Consider the following 20,656-nt stretch of genomic DNA (forward strand, 5'->3'; position numbering starts at 1 on the left):
AAAAATAAGAATTATGAAAAACGATAAAAAAGAGAAAAACACAAAGAAAACGTGGATACAGTACGGAGTTTTTGCAGTGATCGCCATTACACTTTACGCCACAGGACTGCATACTGAAGTGATTGGTTTTGCACAACGTGGCATACTCGCTACCGGCTTGATGAATCCTAATGTGAAAGACATTACCCAGGTGGGAGAAAGTGAGAACGATATGGCGATTGCGTCAGAATTCGAAAAAGCAGATTTTAGTTTAAAATTGATGGATAGAGACGGCAATATCACCTCTTTGGAAGCTTTAAAAGGTAAGGTTATTTTTATGAATTTTTGGGCCACTTGGTGCCCACCTTGTATTGCGGAAATGCCTAGCATCGATAAGTTGCACAAAGATATGGGCGATGAAGTGGCATTTGTCATGCTTTCCTTAGATCAGGATTTTGAACTTGCCAAGGCTTTTGATAAGCGTAAAGGGTATAATATGCCCATTTATGCGCCAGCGAGCAATTTACCTCCAATGTATCAGTCGTCAGCAATTCCTACCACCTATGTTATTGATGCCAAGGGAAACCTGGCGTTGACGCATAAAGGTATGGCGGATTATAATGATGAAGGATTCAAGAAGTTTCTGAGAAGTTTGAAGTAGTATTATTCCTAAATGGGATGGAAAATTGTAAATTTATCTGTCCCATTAGTAACTACTCTATAATAATACCACAGTGATATATAATGTCAAAGTGATAACAAATCTAAAATATGAAACTGAATATATTATTTATAAACGATGTACACGGATATTTAGCGCCTCATCCAGAATTGTTTTATGACGAAACGGGAGAGGTAATAGAAACCGTTGGCGGATATGCGCGTATTGCAGGATTAGTACAAGCTATTAGAAATGAAAACCCGAATACACTGCTTTTTGATGGTGGTGATACATTACACGGAACCAAACCACTGGTAGATTCACAAGGTGAAGCGATTATCCCTATTTTAAATTCAATAAATCCCGATGCCTTGGTAGGACATTGGGATTTTGGCTATGGCCCGGAACGCTTACAAGAGATTATTGGACAGTTGACGTTTCCAATATTGGGCTGTAATGTCTATAAAGAAGATGGTTCAAATTTTTTGAAACCCACTATGATGTACGAGAAAGGAGGTATAAAAATAGGAGTTATCGGAATCTGTGCCATGATTGTTGACAAAGTTATGCCAGAGAAGATGGGTAAGGGACTGAAGTTTACTTCTGGAGTTGATGAGGTGCCACAACACATTAAGAGTCTGAAAGCCCAAGGGGCAGATGTGGTCGTGTTGCTTTCGCATAATGGGTTTCCGCAAGATGTCGCACTTTTGGAGCAAGTAGAAGGTGTTGACATTTGTTTAAGCGCACATACCCACAATAGAATTTATAAGCCTATTGAGATTAACGGTGCGCGCATTGTACAATGTGGATGCCACGGTGCATTTTTGGGGAAATTCACCCTTGAAATAGAAAAGAATACTATTAAGAACTATGCTTACGAACTTGTTAAAATTGACAGTTCATTACCTAAAAGTGAAAAGACGGAAGTATTGGTCGAGAAGGTTCTTAAGCCCTATCACGACATTAGAACTGTGGTTTTAGGGCGTACTGATACTATATTGCATCGTTATAACACCATTAACTCAACCATGGATAGTTTTCTATTGAAAGCTATAGCGCATGCAACAAGGACGGACATCGCATTTTCAAACGGATGGCGTTATGGAGCTCCCATAACTGGAGATATTACCGAGAATGATCTTTACAATATTGCGCCAATGAACCCTCCTGTTTCTACAGTAGAATTGAGTGGTGCTGAAATTAAAGAGATGCTGGAAGAAAATTTAGAACGGACGTTTTGTAAGGATCCATTTGGGCAAATGGGAGGTTATGTGAAACGAGTTTTAGGATTACAAATCAATATGCGGATAGAAAATCCAAACGGACATCGCATTCAGGAAATCTATTATAAAGGCTCACATCTTAATTTTGAAGAAACATATAAAGTGAGTTTTGTGACGACTCAAGGTGTTGCAAAAAAATATGGGAAAAACCGAAAAGGACATAATCAAAAAGCAGTGGCAGCCATGAAAGATTATTTAAAGAAGAATCCAATTTATATTCCGGAAGAAATAGTGAGTTTTCGATTGGTTTAAGGTTTCTTACATTTGTTGCAATACTTAAATATGATATCTATGAGCTCTTTTCATAAAGCCATCATCTTACTTTTAATAGGCTATTTACCTTTACAAGGTTGCGGCAATTCAACTGGAAATAAAAACATGAAAATATCGCATCAAGATTCCGTTTCGAGCTTATTAAAGGCTGTTTCTGAAAAAGATGCCACCCTTGTGGCTGAAATTTTAAGTACACAACCAAATCTCGAAGTTACGGACAACAAAGGACGAACGCCCTTGATGATTGCCACCTACAATGCCGACAGCAAAATTGCAGAACAATTGATTTCTGCTGGAGCCGATGTGAACGCACAGGACGATATGTTGAACAGTCCTCATTTATATGCCGGTGCAAATGGCGATGTAACAATATTAGAAATGAGTCTGGCCAACGGTGCCAAATTTGATATTTATAACCGTTATGGTGGAACTGCCTTGATCCCAGCGGCAGAGAAAAGACATTTGGAGGTCGTCAAAATACTGACTAACATACCGGATTATCCTATTGATCATATAAATAAGCTCGGTTGGACGGCCTTAATGGAAGCGATTGTTCTGGGCGCAACCGGTGAAAAACAGGTGTCTATCGTTAAAGTCCTTGTGGATGCTGGTGCTGATGTCAATATCGCTGATAAAGATGGTGTTACTCCACTTCAACACGCGAAAAATAGAGGCATGGACAAGATCGCCAAAATACTAATTCAAGCAAATGCCCATTAAAGCAAAATGAAATGGATAAGATAAATGATAAAGACATGCAGCATTTACGCCGCTGTGTAGAATTGGCAGAAGAAGCACTAATTGCAGGGAATCGGCCTTTTGGTTCCGTACTTGTTTCGGCAGAAGGGAAGGTGTTATTTGAAGGTCGAAACGAAATAGTGACCACCGGTGATAACACGCGCCATCCGGAATTTGAGATTGCCCGTTGGGCAGCGACCAATATGACGCCTGAAGAACGTGCAAAAGCAATTGTCTATACATCAGGTGAGCATTGTGCCATGTGTTCCGCAGCGCATGGTTGGGTAGGCTTGGGTCAGATTGTGTATGTCAGTTCTGCTCAGCAACTATCGTCTTGGCTTGCGGAATTGGGTGTTCCTGAGTCTGCTGTAAATTTGCTGCCCATCCATAAAGTGGTTCCTAATATTGAGGTGAATGGTCCTGTACCTGAACTTGCTGAGCAAATCCGTGATATGCACTTCCGATTTCACACAGCTTAAAATTAAATTGAAAAGAGCATTTCAAGAAGATAAATAATGTCTTCGCAAATAGTTGAAATACAGGTTTATAAATTTTAAATGAAGCGTCGTGTTCTTTTCTTATAGTCTTGATATTCTGGAAATTTATGGTTCAATAATCTCTCTTCATAAACCGATTTATAGTAAAATAGGATTAAAAGAATACCTGTGATCAGAATCTTGTAAAGTGATGAACTATAGATGGCATATCCGAACCCCGAAAAAATCAAAGCGGTATAAATAGGGTGTCTTGATATCCGATAAGCTCCTTTGGTGATCAATTTGCCTGAAGCCACTGGCGATGGGAAGGGCGATAGCTTAGTATTCAATTGTAGGAGTGCTATGCCTCCAAATAAAATGGAAAAGCCCAATAAAACTAAACCCGAATAGCATAGCCATTCGGGTAGTTGAATATTAAGCAAGCGTAAGGGTAAAAAATACGCTATAAAAATAAGTATCTGTACCGTTACAAAAGCATAATCTTTAAAAGGTGTTTTTTTGTTCACTATTTAAAATTCTTCTAAAAAACAATGAAGAGTCAAGAGCTTCAGGGTCATAAAACCCACTGGTGGAAATTAAAGATGCTTTTTAGCGAGATAAAAATCTACCTTTTCGACAGAATCGTCCGCCAATCTTGCGTTAAGTTCGTCTAAAGTTTTTGGTGGGCCAACGATAACCTTGTCACCCTTTTTCCAATCTAATGGCATCGCAACTTTATGTTCATCTGAAATTTGCATTGCTTCCAAAACACGTAAAATTTCATTCATGTTTCTACCGATGTTCAAAGGATAATACATGATCAATCTAATTTTTTTGGTTGGATCAATGAAAAATACGGCACGAACCGCAGCTGTTTCACTTTCATTGGGTTGGAGCATTCCGTATAGTTTGGCAACTTTCATGTCGATATCCGCAATGATGGGGAAATCAAAGTAAACACCGGTGTTTTCTCTTACATTTTGAACCCAGCCCAAATGCGAATGGATACTGTCAATACTCAAACCTAATAACTGAGTATTTAAGGCATCAAATTCACTTTTACGAGATGCAAATCCACTCAATTCTGTGGTGCACACTGGCGTGAAATCCGCTGGATGTGAGAACATCACCACCCATTTATCTTTTGCGAAATCTGAAAATTTTATTTTTCCTATCGTTGTTACCGCTTCAAAATCTGGAGCATTATCACCAATTCTTGGCATTGAAGTGCCTTGCTGTAATTCTAAATTTGTTTCCATAATTATATTTTTACTATTTTTTTATCTTTTATAAATTTAAGCAATTATTACTTTTTAAGTAGTAACACAGGTTACATAAACCTATAATTGGCCATGTTTTAACATCTCTCTACACATCTGTGGTAAAAGGAACCTACGAAATTCATCCTGAACAAAAAGTGTCCATACGACAAAACCCGAACAGCATGACCATTCGGGAAATTGTGTGTTGGACAAAACAGAAGTGAAAATTACTCCGCTACAAATCGAGTGTCCTTAATTATTCCCACAAGCGTTTATGTGTACGAGCTGTTGCGACGGATTGCTCGAACCACTCCAAATAAGACGTGGCTGTGGTAAATCCGCAGGATTTTCCAAACGGTCACGAACCCAGCAATGGCTTGTGCACGGGGTAACCCACGTTTCTTATTCCGATACTGAGCTCCAGTTTTCCCCAGTTTTTATTCTGTGAATTTGCATATCAGATACTCCAAAACGTTTTGCAATCATACTCATTCTATTCTTACTATTTTTTAATTGACGTTTTATAATTTTTACTTTTCCTTCGTTTAATTTTCCAATATTTTTGCTCCTTTTTTTAACAATTTCGCCCCAATTTGGATGGTTAAATTGATGAAGTTCTTTTTCTCTTTTAGTTGCCCATTTTAAGTTTTCGATTCGGTTGTCAGTTTTATCATAGTTCAAATGAATAACACAAATTCCGTTGTTTTTTTCAAGAAAATGTTCCGCAACAAGCTTGTGAACGTATCTGCTGGTTTGTTTTCCATTCTTTTTTTGTTTCACAGGTAAATTTTGATATCCGTTTATGAAATATTCTTTTACAATAAATTCCTTATCTGTTTTACAGTTTATTATTCTACCGTAATTTGATATTTTAAACTTCTCTTTTTCAGAGATTTTAACATCAAATTCAATCTCTTTCCATTCTTCATTCCAGTAATTTCGTATCATTATCGATATTTGTCTTAAATGTTGGGTAACGGGTTTTAACATCCCGAAGTTTTTATTTTAGGATCAGTCTTTGAATTCTTCTATCGCATCACTCAAATCATAAACTGTAACATCTTTCAATTCGTTTTCAAGAATACTGCTACCCGCTGCACTTCGATAACCACCTGCACAATGCACAACTATAGGTTTGTCAGTTGGGATCTTACTAGCGGTGTGGCGCAGTTCATAGAGTGGATGATCAAGCGCCTTTTTGAAAAACTTACCTTCTTCTATCTCACTTTGATTCCTGATGTCCACAATAGTATAGTTGTCTGGATTCTTTTTGAAATCTGCCAGATCCAATGCTTTTGTTTTTACTAAATTTTCATCTGAGAGTGTAATGACCTTAAGCACTTGTTTTTCGTAGCCTATTTTAGCTAAACGGTTTAAAAGCTTATCCTTGTTTTCTTTATTGTCGATGACCAAAGTGAATTTTTCTTTTGGAGCAACAATCGAACCGATCCACGTTTCAAATTTTGCAGTATCTGAATCTGCTTGAATATTAATGCTTCCTTTTAAATGTCCTTTTTTAAACGTGGCTTCATCTCTCATGTCAATTATGAGGCCCGTAGCCGTTGTGTTTTCAGCAAATGGGATCTTGTCAATGGTTGGATCTAAATTATCCGCCCCAGCCTTATTGATGTCAACATTAAATCCAAAATAAGATGGGATAAATGGTTGACCGTCGAGTAGGGTATTCATGAATTGTTCTTTGGATTGGTCTTTAAACGCCCAATTGCCCATACGTTCGTCGCCCAAAGTGCTACTTGCAGCTTCACTCAAATTCTTCCCGCAAAGAGAACCGGCACCATGAGCAGGATAGACAACCGTGTCATCCGGTAAATCATTAAATTTAGTGGTCATGGTATCGAACATCATTTCCGCCAATTCTTCACGTTTTGCGGTCATATTACCAACGCTTTCACGTAGGTCTGGACGACCAACATCACCAATAAAGAGCGTGTCTCCTGTAAACATTGCGGTTTTGTCACCTTCCCTAGCAACTATCGTTATACTGTCTGGAGAGTGTCCAGGTGTATTGATGGCCTTCAGGGTAATCTTGCCCAAGCTGATACTATCGCCGTCATCAAAAGTTTTGTGGGGATAGTCCGCACCCAATTTTTCACTATTGAAAATCGTAGCTCCCGTGTCTTTATGGATCTCAAGATGTGAGCTCACAAAGTCGGCATGGGGATGCGTCTGGATGATCGCAGTTATTTTGGCGTTATTGGCTTTTGCAAAATCATAATATTGCTGCGGATCACGTTCTGGATCAATAACCGCCATCTTGCCATCACTAATTATGGCATAGGAATAATGGGAAAGGGGTTTGTATTCAAATTGTTTGATATTCATAATGTTCAAATTTTAATAAATTAAAAAAAATATTACAAATGATTGTAATATATAATATTTTACTACAAAAAATCATTTCAGTTTTTTAAAGCTACAGAATTGAAAGTTCTGCACCGTTTCAAATGGTGTGATATGATCGGTGGTGAGGCATTTTGTTTTTTTAAAGTGCGTTTCAAATACTTTTGCCAATCCGTTTTCATCATATTGGGAAATTTCCAAACCGCTACATTTGGTAGGGCCTTGTTTTGAAAAGGTACCAATAATTAATCTGTCTGCTACAAATTTATTGGTGATGGCCGTGTAAATTTTAATCTGTTCTTTTGACGTCAAAAAATGAAATGCCGCCCTGTCGTGCCATAAGTCGTAAATCTCTGTTGGTTCAAACTTGGTGACATCGCTAATAATCCACTGTACTTTATCGGCTTTTTCTCCCAAGCGCTTTTTTGCTTTTTCAAGGGCTTTGGCGGAGATATCCAATACGGTGATATTTTGATAACCTTTTTCAAGTAGAAAATCCACGAGTTTACTGTCGCCACCGCCAATATCGATAATTTTAGCAGATTTGGAAATCTCAGACTCCTCGATTAATTTCAAGGAAACCTCGGGTTTTTCTTGAGTCCAGCTGACTTCGTTTGGACTTTTGTTCTCATACACAGATTCCCAATGCTCTTTTGAGTCCATTTTCATATATTTATAATCTTGTCACTCATGTTAGTGGGTCTATATACCTCTATTTTTTAGCCTTGAAACAGCTTCTTTTTAGTACTGCTAAAGATAACAATCTTGCGGCAGATTTACTGTAACCTAAGTTACAAAATCCAAGTAAATGGAGTGATCGGTGAATTTATGTTCAGAAAACTACAAACATTTGGAATACTGTCTTAACTAATGTTTCTTTTGATCTGAAAAATCAACAGGTTTCGGTTCCTTAAAGACAATTCGAGAATATCGGTTTAGAGCCGTCGAAACAGCAATTTTAGTTGCTCTTCTGTTGGAGCAGGAAAGAATGTGATTTTTTCAAATTCAGATAGGTCTTCTGTAACTGCTAAAGCACCAATATAGTCCGGGTTTAAGTGGAAACTAAAAACAGTAATTTCCATAAAATCGCTCAGTAATGATGATGGCAAAGAATGAAGACCATCTGAAATATGAATTTTTGAAATATCATCGTCAATTCCTTTTCCTATCGCTTTTACAACGGCTTCCTTACGTGTCCAGAATTTATAAAAAGAAAGATGTTTGTCACTACTGTTTGCGATAGCATCCATTTCCTTTTGATTGAAAATATGTCCTAAGATGTCGTCATAATTGAAGTCTCTATTTATGAATTCAATATCAACACCAATCTGGCTTTTTCCTATGGCAATAAGCGCATAATCTCCGGAGTGCGTCACGTTAAAGAAAACGGATGGATGGGAAGGTAAATACGGTTTTTTGTTGAGATCGACGGCGAGATTAATTTCACCAATATCTGAATCAACGTGTTCAGCTAAAAGGATTTTCAAAAGTGCTCTACAGATGACAAACCTGTTTTTATCTCTTGTAAAATGGTACCTATTAGCGCGATTGCACTCTGAGTCTGATAAAAAATGCATCAAATCAGGAACTAAGTCGTGGAATTTTAATAACTCAATTTTATAAAGTTTTATGCCGTGATCATCTTTCTTCATGTGTGAAGAATCTTGGATCGAAATTTCAATTGTTCTACAATGTAAGTTGCTATACACTTTTTAGGTTCTTATTGTCCAGGACATATTGAAGACGCTTTGCTAAAGCCTCTACATTTGGTTCTTCGAACATATCCACGTGATTACCAGGAACCATGTGTTTTCGAATGCCTCTAAGACCCATTTTTTTCCATCCGAGTAAATCATGGTCATGGACAAAATTAATTTCCTCCATTGCTCTAAATAAATCGATCACAAAATCCTGGGGTGTGATGGTATAGGCATTGGTGGCTTTTTGATGATTCTGTTCCATTTTGTAGGGCACATTAAATTGCATTTCGTACTGTTTTTCCTTGCCATGTTTTAACCTTAAAAACAATCCGGAGATTTGGATTTTTAACAATTCTTTTCGTCGTATAAAATGCTTTTTGCTGGCAAACATATTAAAACTTAAGTACACGACTTTTCCCATTTGAAACAGGTTTGACAGCAACTTTTTCTTAATCGGATTTGTATGATAATAGGACGGATAAACATAGGTGTCAAATTGTGCAACTATAGTAACCTCCTTTCCTTGTGCCCTTAATTGTCTTGCCATCTCGAAAGCAACAATCCCGCCATAGGAAAAGCCTCCCAAGGCGTAAGGGCCATTTGGATTTGAGGCGAGAATTTCAGAAATATAATCTGCCGCCATTTGATCAATCGAATCGTGAGGCTCATCGACACCACTTAAACCTCTGGACTGAAGCCCGAAAACAGGTTGGTCTTTATCTAAATGATGGGCCAGCGCATTGAACATTAACACATTATGGTTGGCGCCATGAACCACATATAAAGCTGGTTTTGTACCTTCCGGTTTTAGTGGAACCAATGAATCCCATACAATGAATTCACTATCCATATAAGCGGCCAGTTTTTTGACCGTGGGATGTTTGAGTAGAGCCACAAGGGGCAATCTGTTTCCAGTTTCTTTTTCTAATTTGGCCATTACTTGAACCCCAATAACAGAATGTCCCCCTAGTTCGAAAAAGTCGCTACGACTATCGACCTTGTCTATCTTGAGGCATTCTTCCCATATAGCAGAAATTATCTTTTCTGATTCGGTAACAGGTCCAATAAACTCTAGATGTTCATCTTTGGTCGGGAGATTTTGTAACAATGCTTTTCGGTCGATTTTTCCGCTAAGCGTCGTCGGGAATGATTTGACCAAAATAAATTGATGTGGAATCATGTGCGCAGGAAGTTGGTCTTTTAAGATGTCTTTCCAAGCATTCACCTGATTTGTATTTAATTTATCCAAATCCGAAGTGATGACATTTGCAATTAATTGGTCGTCATTGAGCAAAACAACTGCCGACTGGATGCCATCCAAAGCATCGAGCGCTTGTTCAATTTCTTCCAATTCAATACGCTGTCCTCTAATTTTAACCTGATGGTCCATGCGTCCCAAACAGTGTACATCCCCCGTTGGTAGTAATCTGGCCAAGTCACCTGTGCGATATAGGGTAGGACTTAAATCAGTTTCGATAGGGTTTTTTATGAATTTTTCAGCGGTTAAATCGTCGCGTTTCCAATAGCCAGGAGCAACCCCGTCACCAGCTATACAAAGCTCTCCAGTCTTACCAGGTGAGACCAATCGATTGTGTTCATCAACGATATAAAGTTGGGTATTGGCCATGGGATGGCCGATGGCAATTAAATTGTCTTCTTTGGAAATCTTCTTCATCGCAGACCAGATGGTGGTTTCGGTAGGTCCGTACATATTCCAAAGCTCCGTGACTTGTTTTAGTATGCTTTTCGCCAAAGCCAGCGGCAGTGCCTCTCCTGTTGAGATGGCTCTAATGGGTAAAGGTTCATCCCATCCTGAATACAATAGCATTTGCCAAGTTGCAGGAGTGGCCTGCATCATGGTAATTTTTTCTTTCTTCATCACATCGAGCAACAAACGGGTATCCTTGGAGGTTTCTTCATTGGTGATGATCAATTTAGCGCCAATTAAGAGTGGGGCAAACAGCTCCACCATTGCAATATCAAAAGAGATTGTAGTGATTGAAATTAGGGTATCTGAGGCTTTAATACCGGGTTTTTCCAATACACTGTATAATAAATTGACTAAGTTTTTGTGGGTAATCGGCACGCCCTTAGGTTTCCCGGTAGAGCCTGACGTATAAAGGATATAAATAACATTTTCAATGTCTACCTTTTCTGGTAAAGGCGTTATAGGATATTTTGTTAGATTTGAAAATATATTTTCTAAGAGCAACAGTTTTGCACTTGACTCTAATGCTGAAGAAAATGCTTTTGCGGTCATCATGAATTTGGCTTCCGAATCCTCCAACATAAACTCCAACCGTTTGCTTGGATAACTAGGGTCTAAAGGAAGATATGCGGCACCACATTCCATAATGGCGATCAAAGTGACAATCAATTCAATAGAACGCGGTAACGAAACTGCAACAAAATCGCCGTTTGCAACGCCCTGTGCTTTCAAATAATGGGCTAGTTGGTGCACCTGTTTTTCCAATTCTCCATAGGAAATTTCCGCATCGCCAAATTTCAGCGCTGTTTTTGTAGGATTGACCTGGGCTTGTTTTAGCAGTAACTCGTGTAAAGGCTCTTTTGGATAAGAAGCGCTAGTGTTGTTCAATTCAGCATATTCTGAAGCTTCTACCTTAATAATGTCACCAATTTTTATATCAGGATTGGCTACTACGCTTTTGACAACCTTTTCAAAAGAAACCATCATCTCCTTAATGGATTCTGGCTTAAATATATTTGAATTATAAGACCACTCCAATACAAGCGCATCGGCAGAACCTGAAGCATTAAGGAAAATCTCAAAGGTTTCGTAGGCTCTAGGATTACTTTTTAATTGATACTCCAAACCTGTAAATGACACGCCATCGTCCATTCCCATATCGATATTGAACACGACTGGGACTAATGGAACTCGGGATGGATCTCTTGCTATGGACAGCTTTTGGAGCAATTCTCCAAAACTAAATTTCTGATGTTCATAGGCGTCAAAAAGCTGAGGTTTACGTTGTTTGAGATAGTCCTTAAAAGAAAGGGTCGTATCAATTTTGCTTCGCAAAGGCAATAAATTCACACAATGACCAACCATCTGAATTTTACCACTTGCTGCTTGGTCAGCCGATGGGAGACCTAAAACAATGTCCTCTTGTCCGGTTTGTGTATAGAGAAAAATCTCGAAAGTGGATAGGAGGGTAGTCACTAAACTGGATCCTGCTTTAAGCCCGGTTTTTTTCAGAGCGTCTACCAATTCCATGGGCATTGGTAAATCCAAACGCTCACTTTTGAACGTTCTGTATTGAGGCCTTGGAAAATCTGTGGGTAAAGTAAGTTGCGGTACTGTTCCCTTAAATTGATCAAGCCAAAAGTTTTCATTCTTGGTATGTTCAGGACTCGCTAAATAAGCTTGCTGCTCATCGGCGTAAGCGGAAAAACTCTCGGGCTTTGGTAGGGTAGGCGTGGTCTTGAGAACATTGGCGGAATAGAGCCCTCCCAATTCTTGAAGCATAATGCCGATGGACCATCCATCGCAAATAATATGATGTCCGGTGAGCACCAATTGATGTTCTGTCTCAGATAACTTAAGAAGTCCAACTTTTAAGAGCGGTCCTTTTACCAAATCAAAAACATAATTAGCCTCTGCCGATAAATAATTCTTTATGGACTTATCTTTTTCGGCATCGCTAAATTCTGAAAAGTCTTGATCATCGATCGCAATGGACAATTGCTTGAAGATGGTCATGAATCGGCCATCCGTACTGAACACCGCTCTCAATGCCTCATGGCGATCGACCAAGGTCTGCACCGCATCATCGAATGCCGATTTACCAAGGTCGCCTTTTAAGATAAGGCTTACCGATTCATTGTAGGCTCTGTTGGCATCGTCATCTCCCAATTTACAGGCTATCCAAATCTCTGCCTGTGGTTGGGTAGTATAGATGACACGGTCTATTTCAGGTCCCGCAAAAGGATTGAAATTAGGTTTGTTATCTATGGTAATTGTAGGCTCTTTCATCAGTTTTTAACTGTAAGTAATTGGTAATTAAACAAATGGTGAATCAGTTTCCACCAATGGGTCTTAATACCCTAAGATTCTTGATTTATAACCTCTATAATTCAATTTTTTTAAAGGTTCCTTTATTCTTTTCATCGTCAATATACCACGCTGGATTTCCCGATTCGTCCATGCCTAATTTAGCTCCCGGTTGTGGAGGTTGGTTCAATTCTCTTGAATTTTTAATAGTCGAGTTGGCTTCATTATTTGTGTTGGATTGAAAAACACCTGCTTTTTGAAGTTCATTGATACTTTCTTTAAAAGCGTTTATGATATAAGTAACATCGGCTTCTGTATAGGCAGTGGTCAAGAAACAAGGAAAACCATCCCAAACATGAACCCCTTTTAGTCGCATCAATACAAAAACCAATTCGGCATAAGGCACCTCTTCTTTAAAGGACAATCTCCATAACGATCTGAAATGATTGATTTCAAGAGGTAGATTCTGACTTTTAAAAAATGAATTTAATTCGGAGGCCAATCGGTCGGTCATTGCTGACAAATCATCCTGAAGCTTTGGCCCATTTTCTTTTAAATGGATCAATGAGGCTTTTGCAGATGCCAATGCCAACGGATGGCGAACGAATGTCCCAGCGAAATAAGTGACGCCGACTTCTGGGTAGGAATCATCTCCAAATTGCCAATGCCCACCATCAAGTGCATCCATGTATTTCTTACTGCCCGCAATAGCTCCAATGGATAATCCGCCACCGATTACTTTTCCATAAGTGGCGATATCTGCCTTGATATCGTACATGCCTTGAATGCCTTGGGGATGCATTCGGAAACCCGTGATGACTTCGTCAAAAATAAAGGCCGTATTTGATGCTTGTGTGATGTTTCGGACTTCCCGTAAGAATTCTACCGGTTGAAATTCTGGTCTTCTACTCTGAACAGGCTCCACAAGCACGGCTGCCAATTCGTGGGCTCTTTCTCTGATAATTTGCAAACTTTCTTCGGTTCCATAATCCAAAATCAACATATTTTGAACCGATTCCGGCATGATCCCTGGCGCGGCAGGAAAGGATTTCTTGATTCGCGAACCTCGTACCAAAACCTCATCTGTAATACCGTGATAGGATTTTGAAAACGCCACAATCAAAGACCTTCCCGTTACTGTTCGTGCAATACGCATGGCACCCAAGACCGCTTCTGAACCTGTGTTGCAAAGTGCCGAACGGTCGTGTTGGGTTAATTCGCAAAGCAATTCGCAAACTTCCCCAGCCAGAGGATGTTGTGGACCAACTTCATAACCAAGTTCAATTTGGCTGTGTAATGCTTCTTTAATAAAATCAGGTTGATGACCAAATAAGCAGGAGCCGAAACCATTTAAGGCATCAATATATTCGTTGCCGTCGATATCCCACAGTTTGTTACCAGACGATTTTCCCACCACTATAGGGTAAACCAATTCTTTTGTTAATGGCTTAAATCCTGAAACTACTCTAGGATCGGCCATGTGCGAGCGATGTTTTTGGGCGTAGGCTTTACTCCCTGACGTTTTCCTATTATAATCAGTAATCAAATGTTCCAAAAAGGCTTTCTGACTTTGATTGATATCCGTAGACTTCTTTTCTATTTTTGGTGAAGCACCAAAAGGCTTCTGATGTTCCTTTTTTTCGTCCTCAGACAACACGTCAGTTGATGAATTGGCTGAAACAGGTGCAGACTTTCTTTCTGACTGAACTATCGGTTTATCTTGCTGTTGTAAGGATGGTGCAGGTGCATAAGAACCATTCCCTTGAAGCAATTCTATTTGTTTGCCCAACAACTGCAATTGTTGTGCTATTAGATTTAATGCTGGACTATTATTATTGAAATTCTGAGACTGCGACTGCGACTGAGACTGCCATGTCGAAACAGGTTGGTTATTATTATTATTATTATTATTATTATTATTATTGCTGAAATCGGCCACAGGACTAACGGTCGGTGTTGGTGCCAGTGTTTCTTTCGGGAGAACGGTGTCCAGATGCTCTGCCAATAGATTAGGCGTGCTTAATTCTTCATTTAATTCACGAAACGTAATTGGGGTATTGAAATCATTTCTAAACGTGATGGCCATTTGAGTTAGAACCAAAGAGTCGAGACCGAGTTCAAGAAAATTATGATCATGCTCGGAGGCTTCTAATTCTATTCCAGAAGTGTTCATGATGATCTCTGAAATTTTTTCCAGAATCACCGTTTTTCTTTGAGGTTGTGCAACGGTATCCATTTGTGCTTGTATAGGTTGATTGTTACTTAGTTCTGTCGATTGATAATGATGTGTAGCGGTATTTGTTAGCATTGGTGGATCTACCCAACACAATTTGCGGTCGAAAACGTAAGCCGGTAATGCGATTTTTTGACGAGATTGTCCTTCATAAAAGGCTTGCCAATCGGGTTCGATGCCTTTTAGCCAAAGCTGGCCTAAGGCGGAGAGCACCGTGTGATATGAGTTTTCAATAGCACTTGGAGCTACCAAACTTGCGATTGATGTGGCCGACTTTGCTTTCTTTTTTTGTTGTGACAAAGTAGCTAAAGCACGACCAGGGCCCACTTCCAGGAACACCATATTCTCTAGGTCAAGAGCCGTGTCCATAGCATCCGAAAAGCGAACGGTGGCACGCAAATGATCTGTCCAATATTTTGGGTCTGTAGCTTCTGCATCGCTGAGCCAAGTTCCTGTAACCGTTGATACAAGAGGTAGTCGAGGGATGCTCAGCGTTGTTTTTCTAACTTCTGCTTCAAATGCTTCCAAAACAGGATCCATCATACTGGAGTGAAATGCATGACTTGTTAAGAGCAAGCGATTGGGGATTTCCTTCGCCTCTAAAATTTTCGTAAATTCTGCAATAGGAGCATCTTCACCTGAAACCACGCATAATAGATCGGAATTGACCGCCGCAATAGAAAGCGATTCTGGAACCATTGGAGCCAAACTGTCGTAAGGTGTCCTCACGGATAACATACTGCCTCCTGGAAGACTACTGACCAGTCTTCCACGAACGGCGACCAGTAATAAAGCATCCTTAAGGCTAAATACGCCTGCCAAATGAGCCGCTACAAATTCGCCAATACTATGTCCACATAATAGGGTTGGTTTGATGCCCCAACTCATCCATAGTTGAGAAAGTGCGTACTCGATGACAAATAATGCGGGTTGGGTATATTGGGTGTCTTTTAAAAGATCTTCAGCTTCAACAGAATTGTTTTTGGGATAAATAATTTTACGAATATCGTATTTAAATGCCTCCAGTAGGAGTTCAGCACACTGATCAACGGCTTCACGAAAGACAGATTCATGATCATAGAGCGCTTTTCCCATTTGTAAATACTGTGCCCCTTGACCAGGAAAAAGAAATGCCAGGTTATGAGGGATGGACTTTAAATCTGATGACTTAGCTGATGATGTGTTTTCAGATATGAGTTGCTGAACGGCATTTTCTGAATCAGTGGCCAAAATAAAACTTCGTTTGTTGAACGCATCCCTTGTCGCGCTCAATGAATAAGCTACATCTGCCAATTCAATGGTGTTTGAAGACTTTAGGAAATTTCCTAGAGCTTCTTGATACCCATCAAGACTGTTTTTGGTTTTTGCCGACCAGGTTAAAATTTGCACTGGTTTGCTCTCTCCTGAAGGTTTTTGTTTGGTATCATACTCTTCAACGACGACATGTACATTGGTACCACCAACACCAAAAGAGCTGATCCCGGCACGACGGATGTTTTCAGAATCCCAATCACTGAGGACATTGTTGACATAAAACGGACTGTTGTCAAAATCGATAACGGGGTTGGGGCTATTAAACCCTAACGACGGTGGAATTTGTTGGTGGTTCATCGCCAAAATAGTCTTGATGAAACCAGCAACACCAGCCGCTGCCGTGAGATGGCCCATATTACTTTTTATTGAGCCAATCGCGCAATAGTTTTTATTAGGCTGCTCCCCGAAGGCATCATGAAGGCCTTCCATTTCAATAGGATCACCAATAGGGGTAGCTGTGCCATGAGTTTCAATATATCCAATATCTGATGGCGCTATGTTCGCATCCTTAAGAGCTCTATATATGGCTTCCGATTGTCCTTCTACACTCGGGGCCGTAAAACTGCCTTTTCCGCCACCATCGTTACTGATCCCAACCCCTTTAACAATGCCATAGATAGGATCGCCGTCTTCTTTTGCAGCCTCTAAGCTTTTCAAGAGAACAACGGCACAGCCATCGCTAAAAACAGTTCCTTTTCCATCCTTATCAAAAGAACGACAATGTCCATCGGGACTTAACATGGATCCTTCCTGGTAAAGATGACCGCTATAAATTGGTACGGTCACACTAGAACCTCCCGCAATGGCCACATCACACTGACCATTTCTTATGGCTTCAACTGCCTGGGCAATGGCCAGAAGCGAAGTTGAACACGCAGAATGCACACTAACTGCTGGGCCTTTTAAATCGAGATGATAAGCAGTTCTGGTGGCGATATAATCTTTTTCGTTAAGAGTGCTCGCTTGGAAATCGCCCACCTGATTTAATAGTTCTGTGTTCGGTAGGATGTTGTTCTTATAATAGGTATTCATGCCAGTTCCTGCATAAACCCCAATACTTCCCTTATAGTGTTTTGGTAGATGTCCGGATTGCTCGAGAACTTCCCATGCGACTTCTAAAAATAGACGCTGTTGCGGATCCATGACGGAAGCCACTTTAGGATTTAAACCAAAGAAAGCAGGATCGAATTCTTGAGCTGACGGGATAATGCCGCGAGCTCCGACATACAACGGATCATTTCGTAAAGCCTCCGGAATAGTGCGATCTAATTCTTCAGCTGAAAAAAACGAGATGGTTTCTTTTCCATTTTTAAGAACCTCCCATAATTCTTGAATGGTATCTGCGCCAGGAAATCTGCCAGCCATCCCTATAACCGCCACATCTTTCGACATGCCACGTTGTGTATTGTTTTTAAAATCTCTTTTGGTCTTCGTACTTTTGTTAGGTTCTAAATAGTTTGAAATTTCGGCAATTCTTGGAAATTGGTAGAGTTTTGTTACTGGCAATTTATAGTTGTAATCTTTCAGTAAAATAGCCACTAATTTCTGTGCCAATAGGGAAGTGCCTCCCAATTCAAAAAAGTTGTCATCTATACCAATTTCAGGAATATGAAGTAAATCTACCCACACTTTGGTTACATTCTCCTGAATTTTGGTCGTTGCTGCTTTGTAAGGAGGAGCAGAGCTGGGCCTTGTGTATTGTGGCGCCGGTAAACTTCTTTTGTCAATTTTACCACTTGATGTTTTTGGAAACTTTTCAATGAGGACAAAATAAGATGGAATCATATAGTCCGGTAAGATATCCGAAACTTTTTTACGGATTTCGACCACATCTACAGTGTCATGATTAGGTTGCATATAAGCAACCAACTGCGATTGACCACCCAAGTGGTTGGAGGCAATGACAACGGTTTGATGTATGCCGGACAGGGAATTGATAGCTGATTCTATTTCTGCCAATTCGATCCGATGGCCACTTATTTTCACCTGATCATCCTTACGTCCAAGGAATTCTATATTTCCGTCAGGTAAATATTTAGCGATATCTCCGGTCCGATAAATGCGATCATATTTGCCGTCAGGAGACTTCCAACTAACAAACTTTTCGTCGGTCAATTCTTGTTTGTTCATATAACCTTCCGCCAAACAGTCGCCGGCAATGCATAATTCGCCAATGGTACCATCAGGTACAACTTGTTGTTCTGAATCAAGAATATATAAACCGGTGTTACTGATAGCCTTGCCAATGGATGGTAATGTTGGCCATTCAGCAGGATTTCCGTCTAATTTTAATTCAGATACCACATGACATTCTGTGGGGCCGTATTGGTTGTAAAGGATGCAAGTCTTTAATTTCGTAAATAAATTGATGATCTGAGGTGTAATTTTGAGTTGTTCCCCAGCTGTCATGATTTCTTTTAAGGACGTAGGGTAGAGGTTGGTGCTCATGGCCGCCTCAGCTAAGGCTTGTAATGCCACAAAAGGCAGAAAAAGCCGGTTGACCTTTTGCCTTTCTATATAATTTAACAGCGCAACCATGTCAAGTCTTAAAGTATCATCAATCAATACCAAAGTCCCTCCAGTACTCATTGTGGCCATGATTTCTTGAAAAGAGACATCAAAGCTCAATGGTGCAAATTGTAAGGTACGATCACCATTCTTGCATATAGAATGTTTGATTTGCCAATTAATAAGGTTGACCATGGCATTTTCACCCATACAAACCCCTTTTGGCTCCCCTGTGGAGCCTGAAGTATAGAGGATATAGGTGATGGCTTTATGATTGCTTTCTAGAGATGTTTTGGAATCGACCGTTAATTTGGAGTCATCAATTATCGGTTTGAGCCCAAGAGTTAGCGCATTGCTTTTCTCTGTGTCCGTCGTGAGGCAATACGATACGTTTGAATTGCTAATTATGGTGTCAAGTCTTTTTTTAGGATATCCAAAATCAATTGGGAGGTATGCTTTACCAGCTTTTAGTATAGCAAGCACGAAAATAATTTGCTTAATACCTCGCGTTGTAGAGACGCCAATAATGTCCTCATCTTTCGCATGGGTTAAGATGGCATCATAAATTTTAGATATTTCGGTCTCCGCCTCCCTATAGGTCAATTTATCAGTCTCTGTTAATACACAAAGCTCATCAGGATATAATCTTGACGCCTTCTCAAATAGTTGATAGACACTGCTGGTAGGGTTATGCATTTTGTTTCAAATTTATTGATGAGGTAGTGCTAGTCAATCCTCTGATAAATTGCTATCTCTTAAGTTAATAGTTAAAAAGATTTAGAACTAATTTTCATGCTCTAAGATAGGCCTTATTTAAATTAGTTATAATAAATTTTAAACGGGAATATCAATTAAATTTAATGATTATGCTAAACATAATCAGGAGAAATTGGATAAATTGTTTCTTTTATCGTTCAAAATGAAAATGCTAACTTTTTAATCCGATGAGATGGTTATTCAGAAGATACCCGTTCGATAATTTCTGGGGTTTCGATAGTGGTTTCGGCTATGGGATCCTTTTTGGATAGGTTATATAGTTTAAACTTTTCTATTGGATTCATAAAATACATAAAGCCAAGCATCGCTAAAAAATAAATTATAGAAAAGGCGGTAAATGTTGGGATGCCTCCTGTACTTGGGGAAACGGACCATGCATTTAGAGAAATATTTAAAGCAAATTGCAATAACAATACACAAAGCCCACTTTTAGAGTGACCATAAACAATCGTACACATCCCCGCGATTCCCAACATAAAGATGCCCAGCGACACTATTGGAATGCCCGGAAGAACGCCTTCACCATGAATAACCACGGGGATCCACCATAAAGTCCATACGAAACCAACAATTTGACTCGCATAAAATGGTTTTACTCTTTTTGACAGTTCGCGGATGCAATAACTCACCCAAACCACTTCGCCAAGGAAGGCCCAAACCAATAATGCCACAATACCCCTAAAGGTTAAAACTCCAAAGTTTGTTTTTAAAAATAATGAATAATCGCCTGCTGTGTAGATACCTTTCAGGAACAACGTCAATCCGCCTATTACAAAGGCGAACAGTAAACTGAACAAATACCATTTAGGATGAACTTTCCAATTTAACATCGGTTTAAAGATGTCCTTCACGCCTTGAATGCCCCTTGTATATTTGACTAAAATAATTAAGACCAATAAAAGAATACAAAAACGGCCATTGGTATATACAAACCTCGGAAAAAGTCCTTGTACTCTGGCATAAACAAAAAAAACACTCACTATGGGACCAAGAGTTAAAAACACCCAAATCTCATTTTTTCTTATAAAGTCACCCATAATTTTATAATAATATTACTTCTTATATGCCTTGATTCG

Annotated in this window: 13 protein-coding genes; 4 read left to right on the forward strand and 9 right to left on the reverse strand. The window is 39.5% G+C overall.

Annotated elements, in window-relative coordinates; genetic code table 11:
- Positions 1-13: 13 nt before the first annotated feature.
- The 4 genes from J4051_RS10215 to J4051_RS10230 all read left to right on the forward strand — a co-directional run bounded on the left by J4051_RS10215 (position 14) and on the right by J4051_RS10230 (position 3,413).
- The gene (locus J4051_RS10215) at positions 14-640 is read left to right on the forward strand and encodes a TlpA family protein disulfide reductase (RefSeq protein ID WP_208233764.1); all 627 of its coding nucleotides are present in this window, start codon (positions 14-16) and stop codon (positions 638-640) included.
- Positions 641-750: 110 nt separating this feature from the next.
- Entirely contained in the window at positions 751-2,175 is a 1,425-nt protein-coding gene (locus J4051_RS10220) for a bifunctional metallophosphatase/5'-nucleotidase (RefSeq protein ID WP_208233765.1), read from the forward strand.
- A gap of 39 nt (positions 2,176-2,214) precedes the next feature.
- Positions 2,215-2,916: an ankyrin repeat domain-containing protein gene (locus J4051_RS10225; RefSeq protein ID WP_208233766.1), complete on the forward strand. Its 702-nt coding sequence runs from the start codon at positions 2,215-2,217 to the stop codon at positions 2,914-2,916.
- Positions 2,917-2,927: 11 nt separating this feature from the next.
- Positions 2,928-3,413: a nucleoside deaminase gene (locus J4051_RS10230; protein ID WP_208233767.1), complete on the forward strand. Its 486-nt coding sequence runs from the start codon at positions 2,928-2,930 to the stop codon at positions 3,411-3,413.
- Positions 3,414-3,487: 74 nt separating this feature from the next.
- Here J4051_RS10230 and J4051_RS10235 read toward each other — a convergent pair whose 3' ends face one another.
- The 9 genes from J4051_RS10235 to J4051_RS10275 all read right to left on the reverse strand — a co-directional run bounded on the left by J4051_RS10235 (position 3,488) and on the right by J4051_RS10275 (position 20,617).
- Positions 3,488-3,937, reverse strand: coding sequence for a methyltransferase family protein (locus J4051_RS10235; RefSeq protein ID WP_317192708.1), 450 nt, complete (start codon positions 3,935-3,937; stop codon positions 3,488-3,490).
- A 69-nt stretch (positions 3,938-4,006) separates the two neighbouring features.
- Complete coding sequence (locus tag J4051_RS10240) at positions 4,007-4,669, reverse strand: peroxiredoxin (RefSeq protein WP_208233768.1); 663 nt, start codon at positions 4,667-4,669, stop codon at positions 4,007-4,009.
- Between the two features lie 405 nt (positions 4,670-5,074).
- Positions 5,075-5,620, reverse strand: coding sequence for an HNH endonuclease (locus J4051_RS10245; RefSeq protein WP_208233797.1), 546 nt, complete (start codon positions 5,618-5,620; stop codon positions 5,075-5,077).
- 63 nt (positions 5,621-5,683) lie between these two features.
- Entirely contained in the window at positions 5,684-7,015 is a 1,332-nt protein-coding gene (locus J4051_RS10250) for an MBL fold metallo-hydrolase (protein WP_208233769.1), read from the reverse strand.
- A gap of 72 nt (positions 7,016-7,087) precedes the next feature.
- A complete protein-coding gene (locus J4051_RS10255; protein ID WP_208233770.1) occupies positions 7,088-7,702 on the reverse strand; it encodes a class I SAM-dependent methyltransferase in 615 nt (204 codons plus the stop codon).
- A gap of 266 nt (positions 7,703-7,968) precedes the next feature.
- Entirely contained in the window at positions 7,969-8,685 is a 717-nt protein-coding gene (locus J4051_RS10260) for a 4'-phosphopantetheinyl transferase family protein (protein ID WP_208233771.1), read from the reverse strand.
- 49 nt (positions 8,686-8,734) lie between these two features.
- Entirely contained in the window at positions 8,735-12,730 is a 3,996-nt protein-coding gene (locus J4051_RS10265) for a non-ribosomal peptide synthetase (protein ID WP_208233772.1), read from the reverse strand.
- A 94-nt stretch (positions 12,731-12,824) separates the two neighbouring features.
- The gene (locus J4051_RS10270) at positions 12,825-19,499 is read right to left on the reverse strand and encodes a polyketide synthase (RefSeq protein ID WP_208233773.1); all 6,675 of its coding nucleotides are present in this window, start codon (positions 19,497-19,499) and stop codon (positions 12,825-12,827) included.
- Between the two features lie 257 nt (positions 19,500-19,756).
- Positions 19,757-20,617 carry a hypothetical protein gene (locus J4051_RS10275; RefSeq protein WP_208233774.1) on the reverse strand — a complete coding sequence of 287 codons (861 nt, stop codon included), beginning with the start codon at positions 20,615-20,617 and terminating at the stop codon, positions 19,757-19,759.
- Positions 20,618-20,656 lie beyond the last annotated feature (39 nt).

Source organism: Gelidibacter pelagius, assembly GCF_017581925.1.
Taxonomy (GTDB): Bacteria; Bacteroidota; Bacteroidia; order Flavobacteriales; family Flavobacteriaceae; genus Gelidibacter; species Gelidibacter pelagius.

Coding starts and splice junctions, on each gene's coding strand:
- J4051_RS10215 (WP_208233764.1), top strand. CDS start 14: ATGAAAAACGATAAAAAAGAGAAAAACACAAAGAAAACGTGGATACAG.
- J4051_RS10220 (WP_208233765.1), top strand. CDS start 751: ATGAAACTGAATATATTATTTATAAACGATGTACACGGATATTTAGCG.
- J4051_RS10225 (WP_208233766.1), top strand. CDS start 2,215: ATGAGCTCTTTTCATAAAGCCATCATCTTACTTTTAATAGGCTATTTA.
- J4051_RS10230 (WP_208233767.1), top strand. CDS start 2,928: ATGGATAAGATAAATGATAAAGACATGCAGCATTTACGCCGCTGTGTA.
- J4051_RS10240 (WP_208233768.1), bottom strand. CDS start 4,669: ATGGAAACAAATTTAGAATTACAGCAAGGCACTTCAATGCCAAGAATT.
- J4051_RS10245 (WP_208233797.1), bottom strand. CDS start 5,620: ATGATACGAAATTACTGGAATGAAGAATGGAAAGAGATTGAATTTGAT.
- J4051_RS10250 (WP_208233769.1), bottom strand. CDS start 7,015: ATGAATATCAAACAATTTGAATACAAACCCCTTTCCCATTATTCCTAT.
- J4051_RS10255 (WP_208233770.1), bottom strand. CDS start 7,702: ATGAAAATGGACTCAAAAGAGCATTGGGAATCTGTGTATGAGAACAAA.
- J4051_RS10260 (WP_208233771.1), bottom strand. CDS start 8,685: ATGAAGAAAGATGATCACGGCATAAAACTTTATAAAATTGAGTTATTA.
- J4051_RS10265 (WP_208233772.1), bottom strand. CDS start 12,730: ATGAAAGAGCCTACAATTACCATAGATAACAAACCTAATTTCAATCCT.
- J4051_RS10270 (WP_208233773.1), bottom strand. CDS start 19,499: ATGCATAACCCTACCAGCAGTGTCTATCAACTATTTGAGAAGGCGTCA.
- J4051_RS10275 (WP_208233774.1), bottom strand. CDS start 20,617: ATGGGTGACTTTATAAGAAAAAATGAGATTTGGGTGTTTTTAACTCTT.